The following is a 21,838-nucleotide window of genomic DNA, read 5'->3' on the forward strand; positions in this document are numbered from 1 at the left end:
CGAAATCACAGCGGTCGTGCTTGTTGCGCGATTTCACTCAAAGCGCTGTTCGCGTTCCTCATCTCTATGTCTGTCACGCACACGTTCTCGTTCGATTTCCTTGGCCAGTTGACCTGACACCGACTTTGCGGCCTGAGCTATGTCTTCCCGCTCATGCTGTATCAGTTCCGCAATGGCATCAGCCCGTGGCTGCATGACGTCTGCACGGCTTCCAGACCACGACGATGGGGTGACACGATCTGCATAAGCGTGAAGAACTGGTTCTGGCTCTGGTGCGGCTTCAAGGAACTCAACAGCAGATGCCGTAATGGAAGAGCCGTCCCTGTGACCATCGCCTTTCTCCCAAAGCTTGATGCCTGACGCGACCAAACCCCAGACATCAGGCTCGTTCCCTTGCTGACACCACTCTATCAAGTCGACCACATCGACCTTGGAGAGAGGGCAGCGACGTATGCCACCGTGTCGAATGAAGTATGAACGTCGATGCTGTTGATCTTCGGTCCCCTGGAACACGCGGTTCAGAAATTCCTTGGGCATAAGCCCTGCCGTTGTTTCAATCGCTTTCTCAAACGAATGAATAAAACCGTAACGCTCGTCCACGACGGAAAAGATCGTATCTACCCACTCAGTCTTCTCAGCTTCATTACCATCGAAGCTGAGTGCGGCACGGACAACGGTTTCCATGCGATAATCCTTGCTGCCACCAGGGTCGCTGTGATCGGCCAGCAGGGACTTGGTTGCCGCCTTCAACCCAAGTTTCCTCAGTTCGGGTCCTAGCGTATCGACCACAGGGTCTTTACTGTGAAGCTTCATACTGAGTGCCTCGAGCAACGTGTCGTCGCCGCCCGACTTCATCACCAGCTTCCGTGCAAGCTCCAACAATCGTTCAGCAGGTAGATGCGCGTAGTTGTCTCGCCAAAGGATAGGCCCGAACATCCAGGTTCGTGTCTCTTCCTGATCGAGCAAGGCTATGCACCGATCAAGATCGGCCTCCGTGAAATCGTTCCACGGATGCAGGCCCACGAGGACTTTCTGAAGTTGTGGGTGTTTTGCGCATTCATCCAAGAGTTCTCTTGAAAGTCCGTAATCGTTTGCTGCGACCTCTTCGATGAAGCCACCTATCACCGCAAAGTCGTGGTTCGAACCGGATGAATTAGCGAGGTGTTCCAGCAAGCCTTGCCAACCTTCACGATAGTTGTGGACCCCCTTCGCAAGGCCGACACCGAACGCTCTGCGATAGGGCATCCAGTCGTTTGAGAACAAGTTATCCCCTAACTCATCGAGGGTATGGTCTGAAGCTGCAAAGCTCTCACCCAAGTCTGTTGCCTTTGCAGCCAACCGATCTTCAGCCGCACGATACTTGTCGTCGCTGCTGTCATCGAACTCGTCGTCAAGTGCCCAGTAGTCATGCCCGCTACCAAGCACGTATGTTTTGATCTTCGCAATCAGGTCGCGTGGTTCTAGATCGCGATCTAGATCAGCAAGTTCCTGGGGAAGCGGCTCTGGTTCAGGTTCATTTTTGTCCTTTGTGTGGTCGAAATAGATGATCGAACGAACGGCCTTCCAGCCTGCTCCCCACGGCTCGTGATCATTGATCGCCCGCGCTACTTCGACAAGCCTATCCCGCATTGCTTCCTGATGCCAAAGACCGCGAAACTCATTCGCTAGGACCCGCCGTGCACTGCCCTTGATGTCATCATCGTCAGAATTTGCCAGCCGAGTTACCAGATCAATGAAGGTAGTGCGCCATTCCACGAGTTGCTCATGGTTGGGGCGGTATCCATAATCTCTCGGCCTTGCCCCAAACTCGTTAAGACCGAAGCCCGTCCATGGCGGTCCATCGAGTGCCGTTGAAAGAAGCTTCAGACCCAAGGAACGCCGTCCCGCACCCTCGGAGCTCAGACAACTCTCTACGATGACGAGGCGTTGCGCCAGGGAAGCATGAGTGCCTGAAAGATAGGGCTGAAAGAACCTCGAAATCTTATCCCTTACCGCATCATAATTGTTGTTTTCATCTTCATGGTCCGCAACGCGGATCAGCAGTGCCATGCAGCGTTCAAAGGCATGGGCCTCGTAAGCCAAGGACTGCAGCAGGTTGAGGATCGTGGTCCTGCGGGGATTATGCTTCGGCTCCATACCCTGAAAGTCGGGAGCGGTGAGTTCGGCTTCGATCCGATCAAGCAGCGCTTCTGGTGCCACAGGTCCAATGTAGTCTAGGATTCTCGATCCGTTCTCATCGAGGTCGGAAATACGGCCTAGCAGACCATCAGCTTGCAGCCATGCCTCGACGATCTCTTTGGCGACAGGGTGATCATGCAACAAGCCAAGCCTATGTGCGAACGACATTAGAAGCCTGCTATTTCCAGGTGCCTCAAACGTTGATCTTAGGGTCTCTACAGGGACGCTCTCTAGCGCAGAGCCTGCCAACCTGTTTGCGACTGCATGAGGCAATATCGCCCTCCAATGGGCTCTCCTTTGCACGACATGTCGGTCTGCTAGTTTCTTGGCGGCCTTGAACAATTGGGCCCTTGAATGCCCTGAAATCGAGCCAAGGACTTCTAATTCGTTATTACCGACCTCTGGGTCAGAAACCGAGAACGAATACACCAAAGACAGAGCCTCGGCCTGTTCACGAAGATCACCATCGACTCCTTTCCGCTGTTGGAAAAGACGGTCAAACAACTCGGCGTTCGACAGTTGGGCTAGACTCTCACCCTGTTCAACTCTTTCTGCAATCGCCAAGGCAACCCTGGAATTGCCATCGGCAAACTCGGCGACCCGCCTTGCGTTACCCTGTCCAATTTCGGGAAAACGGCGCATCAGAAGTTCTTCGGCTACGTCCGGTCCATTCGCTTCGATGTGGATCACTTCGGTAGTTTGCGGCTTGTCGTCTCTGATATCGTATTCAACCGTGATCAGACTGACATCACCACTTCCGGCAGACACCTTGGCTGCTAGTGCCGAATGCAGATCGGAGGGGCAGTTGTCGAGGATCATCACCGCACGACGGCCTTCGGCAATTAGACGGTCCAGCATAGCAGATGCGGAAGGATCAGGGTCTTGTCCTGTATCAACGTAGACCGCGATAGTTCTATCGAGCGGGTCGGTACCGACAGTTTCATCAAAGAGCGCTTGCACAATGCGTGTCTTACCAACTCCAGAAAGCCCCGTGATGCGGATCGCTTTGTTTGATGTGCGTATCAGCCGACGCATAGGTTCTATGGCGTCTTCGATTGATAACTCCTGACCTCGCTCAGTCGGCACGTGAACAGTCACGCCTGGAGCAGAGATAAGGGTGTCAGGTGATCCTTTGGGCGGGTTGCTCCAGGCTCCATAAGGTTGCCATCCTGAATAACCCTGACCAAGCTTACCCTTCAGCCACAGCAACACGGACGGATGCTGCCGCACCCATTGGACCAGCTTTGAACGGTCGAAGAAATCGAGGTGGATGTTGTCCTTGTTTGGGTCATTGGCCAACGCTGCCCGCATGGCTTCGAGGCGATCCTTCTTCATCGGTGGTGAACAATCGTCGGCGAGGCTCACGATGATGTAGCTGCCGCCAATCTGGGCTTGGTTTGCGATGGTTGGATTTAGTTCTCCATCCTTCAGCATCTCCGCCGCGATTGCAAACTTTGGCATAGAGTCCTTCTTGGACTGGAGAACAGTATTCGGACGGCTCAGGAAGCCCGTTTCCAGTTCGGAGGTATCCACTTCCACATGAATGTCGATACCTTCATCTGGTGCCTTGATCGAGCCTGACCAACTTACACTCGCAGGGCTATGGCCGTGTGCCGCGACCTCCGCCTCTGAAAGGCGCGCTATCAACTCTTCCAGTCGTTCATCGGACAACCGAAGTAGGTCATCCTTTTCAATATCGAAGATGGCCATAGCTACACCGCCACACAATAATTTGTAGCTCTGTATAATTCAGCACACGACATTTGGGAACACTGACGACGCAACCAATAGCTTAATCGCCTCTTAAGTTTGCGGAGATCTAATGTCCGCTTCCCAACCACTACCGTGTCGAAAAGGCCGCTGAAGGGAACGGCCGCTTTCCGCCCGCACGTCATCCGCCGTTCCCCGCGACCAGCCGCGCCGCCCTCTTCTCGAACCCCTGCCTGACTGCGGCCACCAGCCCCTCGGGAAACCCCGGCGGCATCTCTGCTTGTGCCCTGTCAAATGCCCGCTTCGCCCGCTCCCGAATATCCTCGAACACCCCCACACCTGTTCACGTGAGAACCCTGCCGCCAGTGCCGTCTCCACGAAGTGTCGCCCGTGAATGTCCGCGACCAGGTAATGTCGCCCCTTGCCTGCGCACATGGCGAGCTTCATGTCCTTGATCTGCAACGTCCCCGCATCCAGCGAGGGCTGCACCGTCAGCACGTCGTAAAGCGGCGTCATGCGGAAGCGCCCGCCGGGCATCAGGGCGATGCTGAAGTTCTTGGCGTGCCCGTCCGTCGCCCCGATCAGCCAGAACAGGACCACGGCCTTCAGGAAATCCGCCCGGTCGCGCTGCGGCTCGTCGCTGCCGGTCAGCAGATCACAGATCTCCACGATGCCCGGGCCGCCCTCGTTCTGGTACTTGCGGGTCGGGGGCACGGACAGGGCCTGGCAGCAATCCTCCTGCGGCAGGCGGATCAGGCGGCCGTCGTGGGCGCGCAATCGGTCGAACCGTTCGATGACCAGCGCGCGCGTCTCAGCGAAATCCGCGATCTCGGTCCGTGCCACGGGCAGGCCAAAGCCTGCAAGCAAGCGCAGGCAAAAGTGTTCGTTCTCGATGCTGTCGATCAGGTCCATGCCATTGGGCAGGCGGCCGATGGCAGGCTTCAGGATGTGGGTCGTCGGCGTTGTGCCGGTGGGCAGCACCCATCGGCCGTCATGGAACAAAAGCGCCGTTTTCTCCTGCGCACCGGCGACGGAGATACGGAAATCCTGCTCGGCCCGGATGCCAAGCGGGGTCTGCGCCAGATCCCGCAGCATGGCGCCGATCTGGGCGTCGCTCAACGGCTCACCGGTCAGCGCGCGGGCGTCGCCGGGCACCTCGCCCTCGGGCAGGAATTGCAGCGCGCCCACGCAATCGCGCCCGATCCGCGCAAGCAGGCTGTAGGCGTCCACACCATCCGCCCCCACCCGTTCGGCCACACGGCGGCGGATCAGGTCGCTGTCGGGCAACAGGTTTTCGAAAACCGCGATCACGGGCGGGCCGGTGTAGCGCTCGGGCCGCAGGGGCAGGGCGCGCGAGATGGGCAGCGTGTTCTCCCAGGCCAGCCATTCCGGCGCATAGGTGAAGGCGAAGGCCCCGTCCGGCGCGCGGAAATACTGCCCCACGCGGCGGCCGTTCATGTAGACGTCGATCGGCTCATAGGCGCGCTTGCGCCCCATCAGAAGATGTCCTCGAGATCACGCTGCGTCATCTTGCTGCGCGGCACGATCCGCAGTTCGAGGTCGAGCGCTGCCAGCAGGTCGAAGATCGTGTCCACCTTGGCTCCGCTGGCGCCGGTCTCGATGTTGGACACCGTGCGCTGCCAGACGCCCGCGCGGGCGGCAAGCTCGGCCTGCGTAATGCCCTTGGCTTTGCGGGCGGCGCGCAGGGTCTGGCCGAGGTCCTTGGTGGTGCGGGCGATCTGATCCATCCGGGTGATCCTTTCCCGGGGAAGATGATCGGAGGATCATATTGAATCAATATGTTCTGTGGGTGATAATTACGATTTATGATCCCAAAGACATTTTCCATCTGCGTTCGTCTTCGCCTTCTGCCGAGCAAGTGGTGGTGGATCGTCGACCGTGTATGGCATGGCTTCTTGATGTCGGTCGGCATGAATTTCCCCTACGCACAGAGATTGAGAATTAGCCCATGGGCTATATGCGACGCTTATAGCTCTCGCGCTATATTGACACAATATCGTCCTTGAGCTATCAAAATGCCATGGACACGCTGCCTGCATATCCCATCCGAAGCCTGCGCCAAGCCGGGGCCGTGCTCAAGGCGCGGCGCGCGGCAAGGAAGATGAGCCAGAAGCAGCTGGGCGAGATGACGGGAACGGCACAATCCACCATTTCCGACATCGAGAACGGTGTCGTTTCCGTCAGCCTCGATGTCTACCTGCGCCTCTTGGAGGCCCTGGGTGCGGAATTGTCCGCGACGGATCGTATAGCGGATCCGGGGCAGCCCTGAGATGGCACGCATCGCCCGTGCTGGTCGCCGCACACGCCAAAGCAAGACAGCCGTCTGGTACGAAAGGGCGAGGGTGGGCACGCTAACCCGCGCAACGGATGGGGCCATCGCGTTCACCTATGATCCTGGCTGGCTCGCATCTGAGGGTGCTTTTCCGGTTGCCAGTGCCCTTCCGCTGACCAAGCTCAAATGGCAGGGTGATCCCGTTGTCGCCGCCTTCGACAACCTCTTGCCCGATGCCGAAGGCGAGCTGCGCGAGAAGATCGCTGCGCGTGTAGGCGCAAAGGGCAAGGATGTGTTCTCGCTGCTGTCCGTGCTGGGGCGCGACTGTGTCGGCGCGCTGCAATTTCTGCCGGTGGAAGAGGCCCCGTCCGAACAGGACATGCAGTATCGCGTCATTTCGGAAGAGGAGATGGTCGCCGACCTGAAGAACCTCGCCGCCGCGCCGCTCGCCCAGGGTGAAGACGAGGATTTCCGGATTTCCATCGCAGGCGCGCAGGAGAAGACGGCCTATCTGCGTATCGACGGGCAGTGGGCCAAGCCGCGGGGCATCACGCCGACCAGCCATATCTTCAAGACGCCCATGGGCATCATTCCCGGCCCCGAGCAGATCGACCTGAGCGACAGCGTCGAGAACGAGTTGTTCTGCATGACCTTGGCGCGCGAAATCGGTCTGCCCGTCGCGCATGTCGAAAAGCTCACCCTTTCCGGGCAGGTCGTTCTGTCGGTCGAGCGGTTCGATCGCGTCTGGCACGGCGACACCCTGAAACGCCTGCCGCAAGAGGATATCTGCCAGTCGCTGGGTTATCCTTCTGCCATGAAGTACCAGAGGCTGGGCGGCCCCGGTGTCGCGCAGATCATGGAGCTTCTGCGGGAATCCGACACGCCCATCGAGGATCGGGAGATGTTCTTCCGGGCGCAGATTTTCTTCTTCCTGATCGGGGCCTCGGACGGGCACGCCAAGAACTTCAGCCTGCGTCTGGGGCGCCGGGCGCGGTTCACGCTTGCGCCCCTCTATGACATCCTGAGTATCGCCCCGGTCGTCCGCGCCGGACGGCTGCAGCGAAAGCGCTACCGCCTCGCCATGTCGATCGATGGCCATTACGGCATCGACGAGATCGTGCCGCGTCACTTCGAGGCCGAAGGGCGCGCGGCGGGTCTGCCGAAGGGCCGCGCCTTGGAGCTGTTGCAGGACATGACCGATCGGCTGGGCCCTGCGCTGGAGCGGACGCTTCTGGCGGTGGGTGAACAGGTCCCGGCGGCGGTCAGCGAGCCGATCGCAAGCGATGCGATCCAGCGGGCGGCGCAGATGGGGGACCTGCTAAGTCCGATCTAGAGGCGGCAGGCCTTCGCCAGATCCTCGGTCTCGATTGCCGCGCCGACAGCGCTGAAATCGCGGGCATCCATGCCAAGCTGGCCACCGATGCGGCGCCAGGCCCCTGCGATGTGGCGCGCCATGTCACCGGTCATCTGCTCCGCAGTCCGCCTGTCGATGTCGAAAAAGGCGGAGGCATCGAGCGCCGCGTCGATCGAGGGCAGGTTGCCATGGATTTCGGAGATCGCGGTCTGCATCCGGCCGCCCGGACGGTGTTCGGGGTTGATGTCGAATGCCGGTGACAGCCGCCAGCCGCCGGGCGCGCGCAAGAAGCCATGATTGCGCAGATGATCGTCGGTATTCCGGATCAGGATGCCGAAGACCATCCGGCGATACAGCTCAGTGATCTGCCCGGCAGGATCCACGCAATGGCGGCGCATCGCCATCGCAAGGTCCTCGTAGCTGCTTGCGGCTGTTCCGCTCAATCCCAGAAAGGTCTGGGCCGAGATGAACGGGACCCGGTCCGAATGATCGGCCCCGACCCTGTCAAAGCGGCGGATGAGAGCGGCCGGGAACCGTTGCGAGGTGTTCAGGATATCCGCGACGCAGGCGTCTATGCCCACCTCACCCGCAAGTCTAAGCGTCATGACCTCGGCGCGGGCGACTGCATAGTCGTCGTCGATCTTGGGCAGCTTGACGATCCAGAGCGCACCTTCGCGGTCGCGCGCATTCACCTTGGGCCGGGCACCGCCCAGAGAGCCGACCGCTTCGGCCAGAAGATCACCGCCAACAAGCTCGGCGCGACGTCGGGCATAACCGGCGGGATCTTCCTCGAAGGCGCGCGCCTGGCGGATGACTTCGTCAAGGTCGTGCAAGCGTGGCACGTTCACGCCATCCGCGCGCGGTGGGGCAAGCGCAGTGGCCTCCGCCCCTGGACCGTCGAAATAGCGCAAGGCCCCGATCCTCAGGCGATCGTCGGACTCAAGCAGGTAGTCGAGTTCGGTAAGATACTGCGTACCGCGCAGCAATTCGATGATTTTGCGCCCCCAGCTGTCGGGCGCGGTGTCCGTCATCGACAATGGAAGGGCAAAGCGTTCACCGTCCCGGCGGCCGTAGAAGGGTGCGGCCCCGAGCGGCATGTCCGGCGAAATCGGAAAGGCCCGTTTAAGCGCGAGCCAGCTTTCATGGTAGGTGAAGGCCGCAGTTTCGCGGGTCCCGTCCGCCTCGAAGATCAATTCGCCCACCGGAACCGCCCGGTCGCCGATCCGTACATCGATACGTCGTGTCGGCATCACCACCCCTCCGGCGCGTCGTCAGCGGCTTGCGCAGCCGGACCTTGGCTCTTCTCCGACGGTGACCTCCTTCGACGGGAGATGTTCCTGGGCAGCGTCTTCTCCGCCAGCATCAATCCGAGCTCATCCGATGCCGGATCGACGAGGTCGGCCAGCCGGTCGAAAAGCCCCAGAACCGACAAGGCCATCGCCAGTGTGTTCAGCGAGACGCCCGGATCGCCCTGTTCCAGGCGGTGCAGCGTGCTGCGTCCAACGCCCATGCGCGCCGCCATGTCGGTTGTAGATATCCGGCGTGCCCGGCGTGCGCGGGAGATGTCCTGCCCAAGCCGCGCGATACCGCGGGCGATCGAGGGATGAACCGCGCTCCCCTTGGTGCGTGCTGCTTTGTCGGTGCTGGTAGTCATTGTCCCGCATCTCGGTCAGAAAGGTTTTATTTGTCTTACTTGTGATACCAAAGATATGATGAACCAACCCCCCGTTGCAACCCCCACCCTATGTCTTCAGTCGGTTTTTGTTTTGTAAATGATACAAAAATCAATTTTCTGTTTTACTTGCGAGACAAATTGGGTTGGCTGGCGTCGGCGAATGCTTCTGACTGCGCCCCCAACCCCTCCAGCGCCTTGTCGACCTCGCGCGTCTTCGCGGCCAGCTGTGCTTCCCAAAGGATGCGGAACGCCTCGGCGAATTCGACTAGGCCCCCGGCGAAGGTGCGGATCGTGGTCATGTCGTCATCGGTGAAGGGCAGCGGGCGGCCGCGAAGCTTGGCCTCGTTCAGTTTGCGGGCGATGTGGTTGACCGCTGCACCCTCGGTGGCGACCTGCGCGCCCCAAGCTTGCAGGTGGTCGAGGACGACCGGATCGGCTGGGCGCAGCAGGATGTCGGCCGCCTCCATCAGACGGCGCAGGGCGGCGGGTTGGTCGGTGATGCCGCGACGTGCCAGTGCGGCCTGAAGCCCTGCCAACTGGCGCGCGCTCAGGCGGGTGCTGATCGTTGTTGTCGAAGCAGAGCGTGCGCCTTTGGCCCGGCTCAGCGTGTTGTAGATCGTCCGGGTCGAGACGCCAAAGCGGCGGGCCAGCAGGGCCGCAGGGGTGCCCTCGGCGCGGGCTTCGATGATCTGGCGGCGTTCGTCGTCGGTCAGTTTGCGATGGTGGCGCATGTGAAGTTTACGTTCCTATTTCTTGCCAACTTCCTCCAAGCCCCCCGCCTCCCAGCGTCAGCGGAGGCGGATCAGGGGCTTGGAGTCCGTTTCGGTGGGTTTGCTTGGTTGGACGGGGTGCAGGGGACGCGATGCGGGAAACGCGATGCGCACAGCACGAGGCAGGAAACGCGGCGCAAAGGACGCGATGCGCGATGCGGAAGGCGCGGCGCAATGGAGACGGGACACGGCACACGCTCCGGAAAGCGCGATGCACGGGACGCGATGCACGGTGCATGTTGCGGAGAACACACCGCTCATCCCGCCAACCCCGCCGCGCGCAATTGCCCATCAGTGACCAGCCCCGCCGCCACCAGTGCTGTCACCTGCGGGGCGGTGATGTGTTTGCACATCGGGCTGCGGTCGCGCACCCAGGCCGCCAGCCGCGCGTGATGATCGGCGGCCAGCGTTGTCCGCGCCTGCCGTTCCTCGGCCGCCACTTCGAGGAAGCGCTGCCAGCGGCGGGTGGCGAACCAGTTGTCGGAGAAACAGACCTTCGACCGGGTGAAACCCGCGCTTTCTGCCGCATAGGCCTGCACGGCGCGCAGCAGGTCGTCGGGGTCGATCCCTTCCTTTAGTGCCTCTCCGATCTGGGCAAAGCACGCAGCCCTCCCGCGCTGCCGGTCCTTGGGGTAGGCCGACCAGATCTTCTCAACCCTTTCATCCACCGCCGCCTCCGCGCGCCTGCGCGTAGGTGGTTTATGGATGGTTTCAGGGTGGTTTGGGGTCCACCGTGGACCCGGTACCCCGTCCACCCTGGACCCCCTACTGGGGTCATGCTGGACGGGGTCCACTGTGGACCCCGTTCCTTCGTCGGGTTCGGCGGAGCTTTCCAAGGCCATCACGCGGTCGAGCACGATCCGGTAGATCACGGTGAAACCGTTCTTGCAGGTCCGCCGCCCGGTCTCGATCAGGATGCCCTCGCGCAGGAAGTCGGTGATGGTCCGCTTCACGGTGCTTTCGCCCAATTCGGTGTGCCGTTGGATCGTGCCCTTGGAACACCAGATGCCCGATCCGTCATCGCTCGCCTTGTCGGCCAGGAACATGATGATCTGCTTGCGCGCGGCGCTGCCGAAGATCCGGTCGGCGCAGAGATTGGCAATCTTCCAGCTCATGCGCGGCCCCCCGGGAAGGGGGCGCAGCGACCCCTTGGCGGCGACGGATCATACCGCTTGACAGAACGGAAAACGCCGTCGCACCATCCGCCCAAAGCCTCTTTCCGGGCCTGCAAATGGTTTGACAATCGGCCCGTAAGTGCCTGATTTCCCGTGGTGGGTTTGACAGAAATTTCGCCCGTAACCGCCTGATCTTCCATCCACAATCTGGGATTGAAAATCCTCGTGTCGGTGGTTCGATTCCGCCCCCGGGCACCATTTATGACCATCAAAATAGCTGAAAGCACCGATTGCACAGGCGTTGATCGGCTTTCACTCGATATTTCGAGCAGCTGAGCCATATTCGTTTCTCGATGTGAAAATTCACCAACGCGTCTTGGTTGGTCGAAGACTCAAACCCACCCCGCAGAACTTACCTCCGGTTGAAACCGGAAAAGGCCTTTTCAAAATCAGCCATTGGGCTCCCTGTCTTGGGATCCATGCGTCCGAAATCTTGGAACTGAAAAGCAGCGCCTTGGTTAGCCGTCAGAATTACAAGGGGATAGACAAGATGAATGATGACAGGGTCTGGCGTTTTGAAGAGAGCCTTTGGAGGGCTTCGGAAGATCACTACCATGAGCAGGTCGATGCCGAATGCGTGATGGCGCTGAGCCACGCTCCTTATCTCTACAGCGGTGATGACGCAGTGAAAGCCGTCAGCGGCACGCCGGAATGGGAGAGTGTGAGCTTCTCCGAGAAAACGATCTCAAGGCCGGAAGAAGGGTTGATCGTCGTCGGCTATCGTATCATCGCCGAAAAGGGCGAAAAGCGCTTCAAGGCAGCGTGCACCTCTGTCTACCGCCGCAAGGCGCATGAGGAATGGTCGGTGGTTCAGCATTCACAGGTGGTTATCGGCGCGGATTGAGGTAGGGGGCCAATTCGTCGCGGTGTGCAACTGTTGGCATACAAGCGCGTTGCCCCACTTTGATCCTCGTGAAGAATGGGAGCTTCAGGACAATGAATTACTCGAATATCGACGGCGAAAAGGCCGTCAAAGGGGTGGCCATTGCAGGTCTTGTGATCATCCTTTTTCTAGCCGCACTGGATATGGGCCAAGACAATCGGCAGGAAGCCAACGCACAAGAAAGCGCGGAGACCGATACGACCTCCGAGGCGAGCACGGAAGACATGATGCCCGCCGAGGACGACACCGAGATGGCGGCGGCAGATACGGTAGAGGATCCTTCGCCAGACGTGTCGGAGCCTCCGGCGGAGATGGCCGAAATGACCGAGGAGACCACGACGGACACGATGGAAGACACGTCCGAGGAAACTTCGGGCGAGGCGCCTTCAAGCGACGCAGCAACTGATGAGGCAAGCAACACGACTGCGGAGGTATCGGACGAGGACACCAGTGCTTCCACAGCGGAAACCGATGCGAGTGAAAGCACGGAAACAGCAGGTTCCGACGAAGCTGAAACCGCAGCGAGTGATGAAAATGCCACTGCCACCACAGCCGCGGTAAGTGACGCGGAAACAACAGCCTCCGAAGGGGCGTCAGGCAACCAGTGGAGCGCGGAACAAGTCGCGTTTCTTGATGGCGACCCCGATGCCGGTGAGCGTGTCTGGCGCCAATGTTCGGCGTGCCATGTGGCGGATGAGACACAGAACCGTGTTGGTCCGCATCTCGTCGAGATCATTGGTCGTGACGTGGCTTCGATCGAGGGCTTTCGCTACTCCAATGCGTTGAAGGATCTTCAAGGGCAGGAATGGACGCCGGAAGAGCTTGATGCCTGGCTGGAAGACCCGCGCGAATATGCGCCCGGGACCTCGATGTCCTACGCCGGTTTGCGCAACGCGGAGGACCGGAAGAACCTTCTGGCGTATCTCTACGAGTTGCAGCAGGACTGACCCGATGCACCTTGGACCGACCCCGTGCGTTGACCTTGGGGTCGGTCCACATATCCGGACTGTACAAGGTCACAGTGACTGCGAACTGGCAGCAGCCTTTTCCATTCCGACCATTCCAATCTAGAACTCATCCCAGATCATCTTGCCCATGTCGTCCAGCCGTTCGATCGAACAAAAGAGCGAGATGGTCAATCTGGCGGTCCACGTCTCGCCGCCCATGCGCACAAGCGTGCCATCCTCCAATTCGTTCTTTATCGAGAATTCCGGCAGCCAGGCAACGCCCGCGCCGGCCAGAGTGCGCCGCTTCAGAGCTTCGGCGAGCGCGTCCATGTACCTGATCGACAGCGCGGTCCCGCGATTGCCGATGGTCCGATCAACCACCGTGCCAAGGAACGTGTTGGGATCATAGCTCAGGTACGGCACCGCGATACTGCCGTCGCCCAGCAATCGCCACCCGTGATGGGACGCCGCATCGTGCAGCGCCACGGGGATCAACAGTTCGGTGCAGATATCCTTCCGCACGAAACGTGTTTCGTCGAGGATCGGTGCCACGTCCTGATGCCGGTAGTAGAGCAGGAACTCGCACGCGCCTTCTGACAAGAGCTGGCAGCAGGCGGTCAAAGTGTCGGACAGCACGCGCGTGCGCAACTCTGGGTGACGGGTTTCGAACTCCGCCAAACGCGGTTGCAGGTAATTCACAGAAATGGCGTGCAGGGCAGCAATCCGCTGGAATGACGCATTGCCGCGTTCCGCTTCGCGGATGGCTTGGCGTGTGTCGGTCAGCTGTGCCACGGTCTGTTGCGCGATCGGGAGGAAGTGCCGTCCCGCTTCGGAAAGTTGCACAGGGTAGGTCGCGCGGTCGATCAACGGCACCCCGATCCAGTTTTCCAAGGACCGGATACGGCGACTGAAAGCGGATTGGGTGATGTTCCGCTCTTCCGCCGCGCGGGTGAAATTCAGAGTCCGCCCGAGGCAGACGAAATCGCCCAGCCAATTGATGTCCACACCAGCCCCCTTTCAGTCCCACGCTAGGCGGCGCTCACCAACCATGCAATATCAGAATAGTTTGATGTTCCATTTGAATTGGTCTCATTCCGAAACCCGGCCCTATCATCCTCGTGTTCCCTGCCACGGCATGGCGCCGAATCGGCACAGGTCCGAAAAACAGATGCAAGAAGGTCGGCACGCGGCCTCGCGATCCCAACGACAAGGAGTTTGAGATGAATTTTTCCTGGAAAACCGTTCTTTCGGCCGCCGGCGCGATTGCGGCGGCCACTGTTGCGGCACAGGCTGCCGATACCACGATCCGCCTGTCCACCTATGTGAACGAGTCCGACATCCGGTATGATGGCTTTGTGCATTTTGCCAAACTGGTCGAGGAAAAGACCGGGGGCAGCGTCGAAGTGCAGATCTTCCCGTCCTCCACATTGCATGGCTGGTCCGAAGGCGTCGATGCGCTGCAAGGCGGCGTATCCGACATCAGCTGGATCTCGGCGGATGAACGGCTGCCCTGCTACCGCGTCACATCGCTTTACCCCGTTGCCATCAATCTGGACAACCAGGTCGAAATGGATGCCGCCTATGCCGACCTGATCCGCGACGAGTCGGCCAATGTGGGCCTCGTGCCGTTGTTCAATTCGAACTATTCCTACGATCAGGAATGGTGGTTCGAGGAACCGATTGCCGATCTGGGCGATCTGCAGGGCAAACAGGTGCGGTCGATCGGACCTCTGGTCAGCATGATGATCGAAACCTGGGGCGGCGCACCGGTCTTCGTCGCTCCGAAGGAAGTGTTCCAGTCTGCCGAACGCGGCGTAGTCGACGGGATCAACATGGGTGTGGCCACCTATTCAAGCTGGCAGCTTTGGACAGTCATGCCCTACATGGTCAATGCAAGCCTGTTTTACGGCAACATCCAGTACATGATGAACAAGTCCAAGTTCGACAGCTTGACCCCGGATGAGCAGGCTGCCGTGACGGCTGCTGCCCGCGAGACCGAGGAATGGCTCAAGCCGCGTTATGAAGACTGGGTCGATCAGCGGGTCGGCAATGCCGTGATGAAGGGTGGCGGTGCTGCTGTTGCCATCAGCGAAGACAAGCGGATGGAGTTGATCGACAGCGTTCAAGGCACCTGGAACGAGACCGTTCAGGAAGCCTGCGGTGCTGATCTTGCAAATTCGGTGCTGGCGCTGTTCGCCGAAAACGCGCCCTGATCACGATGGCTATACCCTTCGCCCTGCGTTGTGCCGGGCGGAGGGTTTGACGTGCAAGGAAATGTGACATGCAAACGGGACTGGATCGCGCCATCGCCGTGATGGAACGGAGTGTCGTCTGGTTGGCTGCCGGTGGGGCGCTGATCATTGTGATCCAGATGGTCTGGATCAGCTACGGTGTCTTTACACGCTACGCATTGAACGCGCCTGACCGAATGGTGACCGAAGCCACCGCGCTCCTGTTGTTCCCGGTCGCATTCGCCGGCTTGGCCTATGCGATGCGCGAAGATGCCTATCCCAAGGTCACGATGCTGACAGACCGGATGCCGCCAATGGGGCGCAAGCTTGTAGGGATCCTCAACCTGTCGATCATGGCGGGTGTGGGTCTGTTCTTTTCGTTGGCCGGTATCCGCGCAACCCAAAGCGCGTTCAATTCCGGCGCATCCTCGGAAATCCTTCTCTGGCCCCGCTGGATGTTCTGGGCACCGGGCGCCGTTTCACTGATCGTTTTCTCGCTCTACGCGGTTCTGCTTCTCGCGCGCTTGATCCGTACCCCTGCACAGGAGGTCTGAGACATGGAATGGTACGAGGTCGGGCTTGGCCTGCTGGGGCTCCTGATGCTGCTGATCGGCATCGGTCTGCCCATCCCCTTCGCCCTGGCTGCGGCATCCCTGCCGTTTCTGTGGCAAATCCAGACCTTTGAGACATCGCTTGTGTCCTCGCAGCTGAAACTCTGGGGCGTATGGATCGATTATATCCTGCTGGCGGTGCCGCTGTTCGTTTTCCTGGGTGAATTGATTGGAAAATCAAACATCGGACCCAATCTCTACCAGTTCCTGCATCAGGGGTTCCGACTGCGCGGGTCCGCCGCTTATGGCTCGATCGGGGCCTGCGCGGGGTTCGGCGCGGTGTGCGGGTCGTCGATGGTGGGGTCGCTGACCATTGGTGGCGTGGCGCTGCCCGAAATGCTGCGGCTGGGCTATGGCAAGAAATTGTCCTCTGGCGTGCTTGCAGCAGGGGGCACGTTGTCCGTGCTGCTGCCGCCGAGTCTGATCCTTCTGTTCTACGGGATCGTGACCGACCAGAGCATTGGCGATCTGTTCATTGCAGGTGTCATTCCGGGTCTGATCCTTGTGACGATGTTCTGCATCGTGGTGATGATCTGGGGCATTCTGCGCCCGGACGACATCCCGGCACAGGAACACGCCGTGCGCATGGGTCTGTTCCAGATCGCCGCCACCGTGGGACCCATCGCATTGATCGGCCTCGTGATCACCGTCGCGATATATGCTGGCATCGCCACCCCGACCGAGGCCGCAGCGGTCGCCGCTTTGCTGACGGTCATCCTGGCCTTTGGCGTCGGAGGATTGCGATGGGACGGGTTTCGGGATGCCGCGCTGTCGACGATGCGAACGATGGGCTATCTGGGCCTGCTTCTGTCGGCCGGTACGCTCTTCGGCTTCGTTTTGACCTATTACCGCGTGCCTTATGAATTCACGCAGTTCTTCCTCGCCTTCGACCTGTCACCATACGTGGTGCTGACCATCGTTCTGCTGTTCTACATCCTTCTGGGGATGTTCCTTGAACCGGTGTCGATGACCTTCATCACGCTGCCCACAATCTTTCCATTGATGGCCGCAGCCGGCTTCGACCTGATCTGGTTCGGCGTGGTCTACACGATCACGATGGAGATCGCGGTGCTGACGCCACCCGTCGGGCTGAACCTCTACGTGATCCAGGGCATCAGCCGCGGGCAGGTCACGATCGGGGAAGTCATCACCGGCTGCCTGCCGTTCATTGCGGCTTTGGTTGTCCTCATCTTCGTCCTGATCCTGATACCGGAGACCGCCCTGTGGTTGCCCGAACAGATGAAGTGACGCGGGCCGATGGCTCGACCTATCGTCGCGCCGGGACAGGCCCGGCCCTGGTGTTGGTACACGGGTATCTTGGCGGGGCGGCGCAGTGGCAGAACGAGTTCGAGCGGTTGTCCGACAGCTTTGATGTCATCGCTCCCGATTTGCCCGGTTACGGGAATGCGGCCGCAGCTGGATGCATCGACCGGATCGAAGGCTTTGCCCATCATCTGGCCGGGCTTGTGGATGAGTTGGGGATAGAGCGATTTTGCCTGCTGGGCCACTCGATGGGTGGAATGATCGCGCAGGAATTTGCGGCGCAGTTTTCTGATCGGGTCGAAAAGCTGATCCTGTACGGAACGGGCCCGCTGGGCCTCATGCCGGATCGGTTCGAACCGCTGGACGTGTCGCGGCGCCGTTTGGCAGAGGATGGCGTTGCCTGTACGATCCGTCGCATCGGCGCGACATGGTTCCGGGACGGGGATGCAGCCCCCGGGTTCAATCTCGTCGCGTCCTTGGGCGCGCAGGCCAAAGAACCAGCGGCGCAAGCCGGACTGGACGCCATGAGCCACTGGGACGGACGCGCAGCGCTGGCGCGCATTTCAATGCCGAGCTTGGTCCTTTGGGGTGATGGCGATCAGTCCTATCGCTGGCCCCAGGTCGAGGCGCTCTGGCGCGGCTTGCCCGACAGCAAGCTGGCCGTGATCCCGGGAACGGCGCACGCGGCGCATCTGGAAAAATCCACGCTCTTCCAGGCAGTTGTCAGGGATTTCCTTTAGCGATCCTCGCAGATCATCCTCGGATCTCGTGCTGTCACAAGTCTGTCGGCAAAAGCGCCTCGGGCGAGTCAGGAAGGCCGTTTCCGGAAAACTACGACCGCCACCTCGCATCACGGCACCCTAGACCACCTCACCAAAACTGCCTGTTTTTTCGGCAAGATACCTTCGGCTTTCGCAAGCGGCCCTTTTGGACTTGAGCCAAGGGAAGGAGCGGCCGACACTGGGGCATGCAGAATCTTCGCAAGCTTGTTGTTTTTTCGGATCTCGACGGCACTCTTCTGGATCATGACACCTACAGCTGGGACGCCGCGAAACCTGCTTTGGATCGACTAGCAGAACGCGATATTCCGGTTGTGCTGGCAAGTAGCAAGACCGCGCGGGAGATCGAAATCCTGCAAGAACAAATGGGGCTGAGCGGACGGCCCGCGATTGTCGAAAACGGCGCCGGGGTGATCGGTGTGCCGGGGATCGACAAGGCCGAGACATACGCTGCCCTGCGCGAGGCGTTGGACCGGATCGCACCCGCACTCAGGCACAGCTTTCGGGGGTTCGGAGACATGACGGTTGCAGAATTGACCAAGGTGACCGGCCTTCCACCTGACATGGCCCGGCTTGCCCAGGCGCGGGGCTATTCCGAACCGGGCATCTGGTCGGGCAGCGACACGGAACTTGATCGTTTCATCGCAGTTTTATCCGCAGGCGGCATGACAGCCCAGCACGGCGGGCGGTTCCTGACAGTGTCGTTCGGCGGGACAAAGGCGGATGCGATGGACGCGGTGATCAATGCGCTTTGCCCGGACCTGACGCTTGCACTCGGGGACGCGCCGAATGACCGAACCATGCTTGAAAAGGCCGATATGGGCGTGATCGTCGCGAATCCACACCGGCCGCCTCTGCCCTCGCTTGTAGGTGAAAAGGCGGGACGGATCACACGCACGCAGGACGCGGGCCCAGTTGGCTGGAACGCCGCCGTGATGGCCTTTCTCGATACACTCGGTTCAGCAGAAGGACACAGGCGGAATGGTTGATTTTCATCAGAACGGAAACATCGCGACACTGCACAACCTGCGGACCCGTTCTCTGGAGGAAATGACCTACGAGCTCGAGACCTTTGCGCAGACGCGGAAGATGTCGCTGATCCTGCCCTGTCTCTATTCCGAACTGGAAACCGACGCGATGCCGAACATCCTGTCGGAGCTGGCCAAGGTCACCTATCTGCACCGGGTGATCATCGGTCTTGACCGGGCCGATGCGGACCAGTTTCGCCATGCCAAACAGTTCTTCGAAGGCCTGAACCAGAACCATATCGTGATCTGGAATGACAGCCCGCGCATGATCGCGCTTGACAACCGGCTCGAGGAGATGGGTCTTGCACCGGCCGAGCAGGGCAAGGGCAAGAATGTCTGGACCTCCATCGGCTACCTGATCGGATGTCAGGACAGCGCGGTCATGGCGATCCACGATTGCGATATCCTCACCTACACCAACGAATTGCTGGCGCGGCTGATCTATCCCGTGGCCAACCCGACCTTCCCCTACCAGGTCGCCAAGGGGTATTACGCACGGATCGGCGGCGAAAAACTGAACGGGCGGGTGACCCGGCTTCTGGTCAGCCCACTCCTGATCGCGCTGAAGCGGGTTGTGGGCGACCGTGATTATCTCGATTACCTGCGGAGCTTTCGCTATCCGCTGTCGGGCGAATTCGCGATGCGGACGAATATCCTGCCGGATCTGCGCATCCCGTCGGATTGGGGGCTCGAGATCGGCGTTTTGTCCGAAGCTTGGCGCAACCTCGCGCCCAAGGCCGTGTGCCAGGTCGAAATCGCGGATGCCTATGATCACAAGCATCAGGCGCTCAGCCCCGAGGACGCAGAGACCGGCCTCAACCGAATGTCGACCGATATCTGCAAGGCGATTTTCCGCAAGCTGGCCGCCGATGGCACGATCTTTACCACCAACGTGTTCCGGACCCTCAAGGCCACCTATTACCGCAGCGCGCTGGATCTCCTCGATGCCTATTACAGCGATGCGCAGATGAACGGGCTGTCAGTGGATCGACATGCCGAAGAAGCCTCTATCGAACTTTTCGCCGAAAACATCATGCGCGCGGGTCAGACCTTTCTCGACAACCCGCACGAGACCCCGTTCATCGCAACCTGGAACCGGGTTCATGCCGCCGACCCCACCTTTCTGCGGGACATGCAGGCGGCAGCAGCAGCAGACGCGCAGGACTACACGTGACCGGAATTGCTGATCCAGCGGCACTGGTAAGGCCCAAGGATAATATCCGCGTCGGGGATCACCTCGCCTGAAAGCAGATCGCGCCAATCCTCATCGGCGATGATATTCAGCGTACTGACCGGAAGCGCCACGGTGTCCTTGCTGACATTGTGCAGCGCAAAGATGGATTGCTGCCGGTCAAGGCTCTGCCGCCAGATGCCGAAGACCCGTGTATCCCCGGTGTTCACAGTGAACTGCGTCGCGTTCGGGTGGAAGGCCGATTGCTCTTGCCGGATCTTCAAACGCCGCTTCAATCCGCTCAGCACCTGCGCGTGAACCGAAGTGTCCTCTGCCAGAAGCGCTTGCAATGCCCCGTAGTCCCAGCGGTGACGGTTGATCGCCCGGTTCATACCCCGCCGCTCCACCGCTTCGATGTCGTTTGGTGTGGCAAGCATGGAGTGGATGTAGAAGGCCGGTATTCCTTCGAGCGACATCACGATGGTCTGCGAACACAGGAACCGGTCCAGATGATAAGCGTCCGGCCCGTCGAAAGTCTGGCCAAGTGCCTCGAAATACGTGGTGTTCAATTCGTAGGGCGCCTCGCCGCCATCGGGCAGCGCGCGCATTGACACCAGTCCGCCGGCAGCTTCGACGGCCCTGATCATGGCGATCTGATCTTCGGCCGTCAAAAGCCCCTCTGCGGGGCGCATTCCGATGCCGTCATGGCTGGCGGTGAAGTTCAGATAGGCACAGCCCAACGGGGCAGGTGGCATGGAGCGTTGCCACTTGTCGAGCTTGGATGCACTGCCCGACAACAGCGCGTGCAGGATCAGTGGCGGCAGCGGAAAGTTGTAGATCACATGCGCCTCGTCGCGCTTGCCGAAGTAACTCAGGTTCTCGGCCTTGGGCACGTTGGTTTCGGTCAACAGCACGATCGGTTCGACGGCGTAATCGCAGAGCAGGCGGATCAGCTTCACGATGGCATGGGTCTGCCGCAAGTGGATGGAGGGCGAGCCCGCCTCTTTCCACAGAAAGGCCACCGCATCGAGCCGGATGATCTGAACCCCGTTGTCGATATGGGTCCGGATGATCCGCAGGAATTCAAGCAACACTTCCGGATTGCGGAAATCGAGGTCGATCTGGTCATGGCTGAACGTGCACCAGACATGGCGCGGGCCAGTCTTTGTCTCGACCACCTGCAAGAGCGGCGTTGTCCGGGGGCGCACGACCATGCTCAGATCGAGCGAGGGGTCAGCCTCGAAAAAGAAGCGGTCATAGGGCGGCTGACCCTGCCGATAGGCATTGAACCATGTGCCCTGGCTCGACACATGGTTCAGCACCAGATCGGACATGAGCTTGAATTCGCTCGCGATGCGGTTGATGTCCGGCCAGTCGCCCAGTTGCGGGTTCACGGCCATGTAGTCGGTCACTGCGAAACCATCATCTGATGTGAACGGAAAGAACGGCAGGATGTGCACCCCGTTCACGACCCCCCTGAGGTAGCGGCGCAGGAAGTCATTCAGAAGGTCCAGCGGTTTGTGCGCACCATCGACGATGGAATTGCCATAGGTTATCAGCAACGCATCGCGCTGCGACCAGAGCGCATTGCCCGGCTTGCGCCCGCGTTTCCGCCGATGCGTGCCGTCGGGCCAGAACGTGTCGATCACCTTGGAGGCAAGAATATCGGCATCGATGTCAGGGTAAATCTCGTGGACCTTGACCGCGAGGGCACGGCTGAGTGCCGGGGTTTTTTCTTTGTTCAAAACGTCTTTTCCCATATCCTAAAGA

19 protein-coding genes and 1 tRNA gene are annotated in these 21,838 nt (G+C 60.1%); 11 read left to right on the top strand and 9 right to left on the bottom strand.

Annotated elements, in window-relative coordinates:
• Positions 1 to 33: 33 nt before the first annotated feature.
• The 3 genes from IEV82_RS16095 to IEV82_RS16105 all read right to left on the bottom strand — a co-directional run bounded on the left by IEV82_RS16095 (position 34) and on the right by IEV82_RS16105 (position 5,636).
• The gene (locus IEV82_RS16095) at positions 34 to 3,888 is read right to left on the bottom strand and encodes a hypothetical protein (RefSeq protein WP_188483049.1); all 3,855 of its coding nucleotides are present in this window, start codon (positions 3,886 to 3,888) and stop codon (positions 34 to 36) included.
• A gap of 93 nt (positions 3,889 to 3,981) precedes the next feature.
• Positions 3,982 to 5,385 (bottom strand): type II toxin-antitoxin system HipA family toxin, encoded by a 1,404-nt coding sequence (locus tag IEV82_RS16100; RefSeq protein WP_229747867.1) that lies wholly within the window; start codon positions 5,383 to 5,385, stop codon positions 3,982 to 3,984.
• Positions 5,385 to 5,636, bottom strand: a complete 252-nt coding sequence (locus tag IEV82_RS16105; protein WP_188483050.1) for a helix-turn-helix domain-containing protein — start codon at positions 5,634 to 5,636, stop codon at positions 5,385 to 5,387. The genes IEV82_RS16100 and IEV82_RS16105 overlap by 1 nt, the downstream gene beginning before the upstream one ends.
• Positions 5,637 to 5,929: 293 nt before the next feature.
• Here IEV82_RS16105 and IEV82_RS16110 point away from each other — a divergent pair, with 293 nt between their 5' ends.
• Positions 5,930 to 6,178, top strand: a complete 249-nt coding sequence (locus IEV82_RS16110; protein WP_188483095.1) for a helix-turn-helix domain-containing protein — start codon at positions 5,930 to 5,932, stop codon at positions 6,176 to 6,178.
• A gap of 1 nt (position 6,179) precedes the next feature.
• Entirely contained in the window at positions 6,180 to 7,514 is a 1,335-nt protein-coding gene (locus IEV82_RS16115) for a type II toxin-antitoxin system HipA family toxin (RefSeq protein WP_188483051.1), read from the top strand.
• Here the strand turns inward: IEV82_RS16115 and IEV82_RS16120 are convergent.
• The 4 genes from IEV82_RS16120 to IEV82_RS16135 form a co-directional block, all read right to left on the bottom strand.
• Positions 7,511 to 8,785 (bottom strand): type II toxin-antitoxin system HipA family toxin, encoded by a 1,275-nt coding sequence (locus IEV82_RS16120; RefSeq protein WP_188483052.1) that lies wholly within the window; start codon positions 8,783 to 8,785, stop codon positions 7,511 to 7,513. The two genes, IEV82_RS16115 and IEV82_RS16120, sit on opposite strands and share 4 nt — an antisense overlap.
• Positions 8,785 to 9,189, bottom strand: coding sequence for a helix-turn-helix domain-containing protein (locus IEV82_RS16125; RefSeq protein ID WP_188483053.1), 405 nt, complete (start codon positions 9,187 to 9,189; stop codon positions 8,785 to 8,787). The genes IEV82_RS16120 and IEV82_RS16125 overlap by 1 nt, the downstream gene beginning before the upstream one ends.
• A gap of 143 nt (positions 9,190 to 9,332) precedes the next feature.
• Positions 9,333 to 9,941, bottom strand: a complete 609-nt coding sequence (locus IEV82_RS16130; protein WP_188483054.1) for a helix-turn-helix domain-containing protein — start codon at positions 9,939 to 9,941, stop codon at positions 9,333 to 9,335.
• Positions 9,942 to 10,237: 296 nt separating this feature from the next.
• On the bottom strand, positions 10,238 to 11,095 hold the full coding sequence (locus IEV82_RS16135; protein WP_188483055.1) for a hypothetical protein: 858 nt from the start codon (positions 11,093 to 11,095) through the stop codon (positions 10,238 to 10,240).
• 131 nt (positions 11,096 to 11,226) lie between these two features.
• On the opposite strand from IEV82_RS16135, the gene IEV82_RS16140 reads away from it, so the two are divergent.
• The 3 genes from IEV82_RS16140 to IEV82_RS16150 all read left to right on the top strand — a co-directional run bounded on the left by IEV82_RS16140 (position 11,227) and on the right by IEV82_RS16150 (position 12,985).
• A tRNA-Ser gene (locus IEV82_RS16140) sits at positions 11,227 to 11,353 on the top strand.
• A 235-nt stretch (positions 11,354 to 11,588) separates the two neighbouring features.
• Positions 11,589 to 11,999 (top strand): hypothetical protein, encoded by a 411-nt coding sequence (locus tag IEV82_RS16145; RefSeq protein WP_229747868.1) that lies wholly within the window; start codon positions 11,589 to 11,591, stop codon positions 11,997 to 11,999.
• A gap of 59 nt (positions 12,000 to 12,058) precedes the next feature.
• Positions 12,059 to 12,985: a c-type cytochrome gene (locus tag IEV82_RS16150; protein WP_505716431.1), complete on the top strand. Its 927-nt coding sequence runs from the start codon at positions 12,059 to 12,061 to the stop codon at positions 12,983 to 12,985.
• A gap of 120 nt (positions 12,986 to 13,105) precedes the next feature.
• Here IEV82_RS16150 and IEV82_RS16155 read toward each other — a convergent pair whose 3' ends face one another.
• The gene (locus tag IEV82_RS16155; RefSeq protein ID WP_188483057.1) at positions 13,106 to 13,990 is read right to left on the bottom strand and encodes a LysR family transcriptional regulator; all 885 of its coding nucleotides are present in this window, start codon (positions 13,988 to 13,990) and stop codon (positions 13,106 to 13,108) included.
• A gap of 215 nt (positions 13,991 to 14,205) precedes the next feature.
• On the opposite strand from IEV82_RS16155, the gene dctP reads away from it, so the two are divergent.
• From dctP to IEV82_RS16185, 6 genes are all read left to right on the top strand, one after another.
• Positions 14,206 to 15,198: a TRAP transporter substrate-binding protein DctP gene (dctP, locus tag IEV82_RS16160; RefSeq protein WP_188483058.1), complete on the top strand. Its 993-nt coding sequence runs from the start codon at positions 14,206 to 14,208 to the stop codon at positions 15,196 to 15,198.
• A gap of 68 nt (positions 15,199 to 15,266) precedes the next feature.
• A complete protein-coding gene (locus IEV82_RS16165; RefSeq protein WP_188483059.1) occupies positions 15,267 to 15,770 on the top strand; it encodes a TRAP transporter small permease in 504 nt (167 codons plus the stop codon).
• 3 nt (positions 15,771 to 15,773) lie between these two features.
• Complete coding sequence (locus IEV82_RS16170) at positions 15,774 to 17,075, top strand: TRAP transporter large permease (RefSeq protein ID WP_188483060.1); 1,302 nt, start codon at positions 15,774 to 15,776, stop codon at positions 17,073 to 17,075.
• A complete protein-coding gene (locus IEV82_RS16175; protein ID WP_188483061.1) occupies positions 17,051 to 17,830 on the top strand; it encodes an alpha/beta fold hydrolase in 780 nt (259 codons plus the stop codon). Before IEV82_RS16170 ends, IEV82_RS16175 begins: the two co-directional genes overlap by 25 nt.
• A gap of 227 nt (positions 17,831 to 18,057) precedes the next feature.
• Complete coding sequence (locus IEV82_RS16180) at positions 18,058 to 18,858, top strand: HAD-IIB family hydrolase (protein WP_188483062.1); 801 nt, start codon at positions 18,058 to 18,060, stop codon at positions 18,856 to 18,858.
• A complete protein-coding gene (locus IEV82_RS16185; RefSeq protein WP_188483063.1) occupies positions 18,851 to 20,071 on the top strand; it encodes a glycosyltransferase family protein in 1,221 nt (406 codons plus the stop codon). The genes IEV82_RS16180 and IEV82_RS16185 overlap by 8 nt, the downstream gene beginning before the upstream one ends.
• Here the strand turns inward: IEV82_RS16185 and IEV82_RS16190 are convergent.
• A complete protein-coding gene (locus IEV82_RS16190) occupies positions 20,062 to 21,813 on the bottom strand; it encodes a sugar phosphorylase (protein WP_229747869.1) in 1,752 nt (583 codons plus the stop codon). The genes IEV82_RS16185 and IEV82_RS16190 overlap by 10 nt on opposite strands.
• Between the last annotated feature and the right edge of the window lie 25 nt (positions 21,814 to 21,838).

This window comes from Marivita lacus (genome assembly GCF_014637725.1).
In the GTDB taxonomy this organism is placed as follows: domain Bacteria; phylum Pseudomonadota; class Alphaproteobacteria; order Rhodobacterales; family Rhodobacteraceae; genus Marivita; species Marivita lacus.

Excerpts from the sequence above, each read along its gene's own strand:
- IEV82_RS16095 (WP_188483049.1), bottom strand. The coding sequence starts at position 3,888 with ATGGCCATCTTCGATATTGAAAAGGATGACCTACTTCGGTTGTCCGAT.
- IEV82_RS16100 (WP_229747867.1), bottom strand. The coding sequence starts at position 5,385 with ATGGGGCGCAAGCGCGCCTATGAGCCGATCGACGTCTACATGAACGGC.
- IEV82_RS16105 (WP_188483050.1), bottom strand. The coding sequence starts at position 5,636 with ATGGATCAGATCGCCCGCACCACCAAGGACCTCGGCCAGACCCTGCGC.
- IEV82_RS16110 (WP_188483095.1), top strand. The coding sequence starts at position 5,930 with ATGGACACGCTGCCTGCATATCCCATCCGAAGCCTGCGCCAAGCCGGG.
- IEV82_RS16115 (WP_188483051.1), top strand. The coding sequence starts at position 6,180 with ATGGCACGCATCGCCCGTGCTGGTCGCCGCACACGCCAAAGCAAGACA.
- IEV82_RS16120 (WP_188483052.1), bottom strand. The coding sequence starts at position 8,785 with ATGCCGACACGACGTATCGATGTACGGATCGGCGACCGGGCGGTTCCG.
- IEV82_RS16125 (WP_188483053.1), bottom strand. The coding sequence starts at position 9,189 with ATGACTACCAGCACCGACAAAGCAGCACGCACCAAGGGGAGCGCGGTT.
- IEV82_RS16130 (WP_188483054.1), bottom strand. The coding sequence starts at position 9,941 with ATGCGCCACCATCGCAAACTGACCGACGACGAACGCCGCCAGATCATC.
- IEV82_RS16135 (WP_188483055.1), bottom strand. The coding sequence starts at position 11,095 with ATGAGCTGGAAGATTGCCAATCTCTGCGCCGACCGGATCTTCGGCAGC.
- dctP (WP_188483058.1), top strand. The coding sequence starts at position 14,206 with ATGAATTTTTCCTGGAAAACCGTTCTTTCGGCCGCCGGCGCGATTGCG.
- IEV82_RS16165 (WP_188483059.1), top strand. The coding sequence starts at position 15,267 with ATGCAAACGGGACTGGATCGCGCCATCGCCGTGATGGAACGGAGTGTC.
- IEV82_RS16170 (WP_188483060.1), top strand. The coding sequence starts at position 15,774 with ATGGAATGGTACGAGGTCGGGCTTGGCCTGCTGGGGCTCCTGATGCTG.
- IEV82_RS16180 (WP_188483062.1), top strand. The coding sequence starts at position 18,058 with ATGCAGAATCTTCGCAAGCTTGTTGTTTTTTCGGATCTCGACGGCACT.
- IEV82_RS16185 (WP_188483063.1), top strand. The coding sequence starts at position 18,851 with ATGGTTGATTTTCATCAGAACGGAAACATCGCGACACTGCACAACCTG.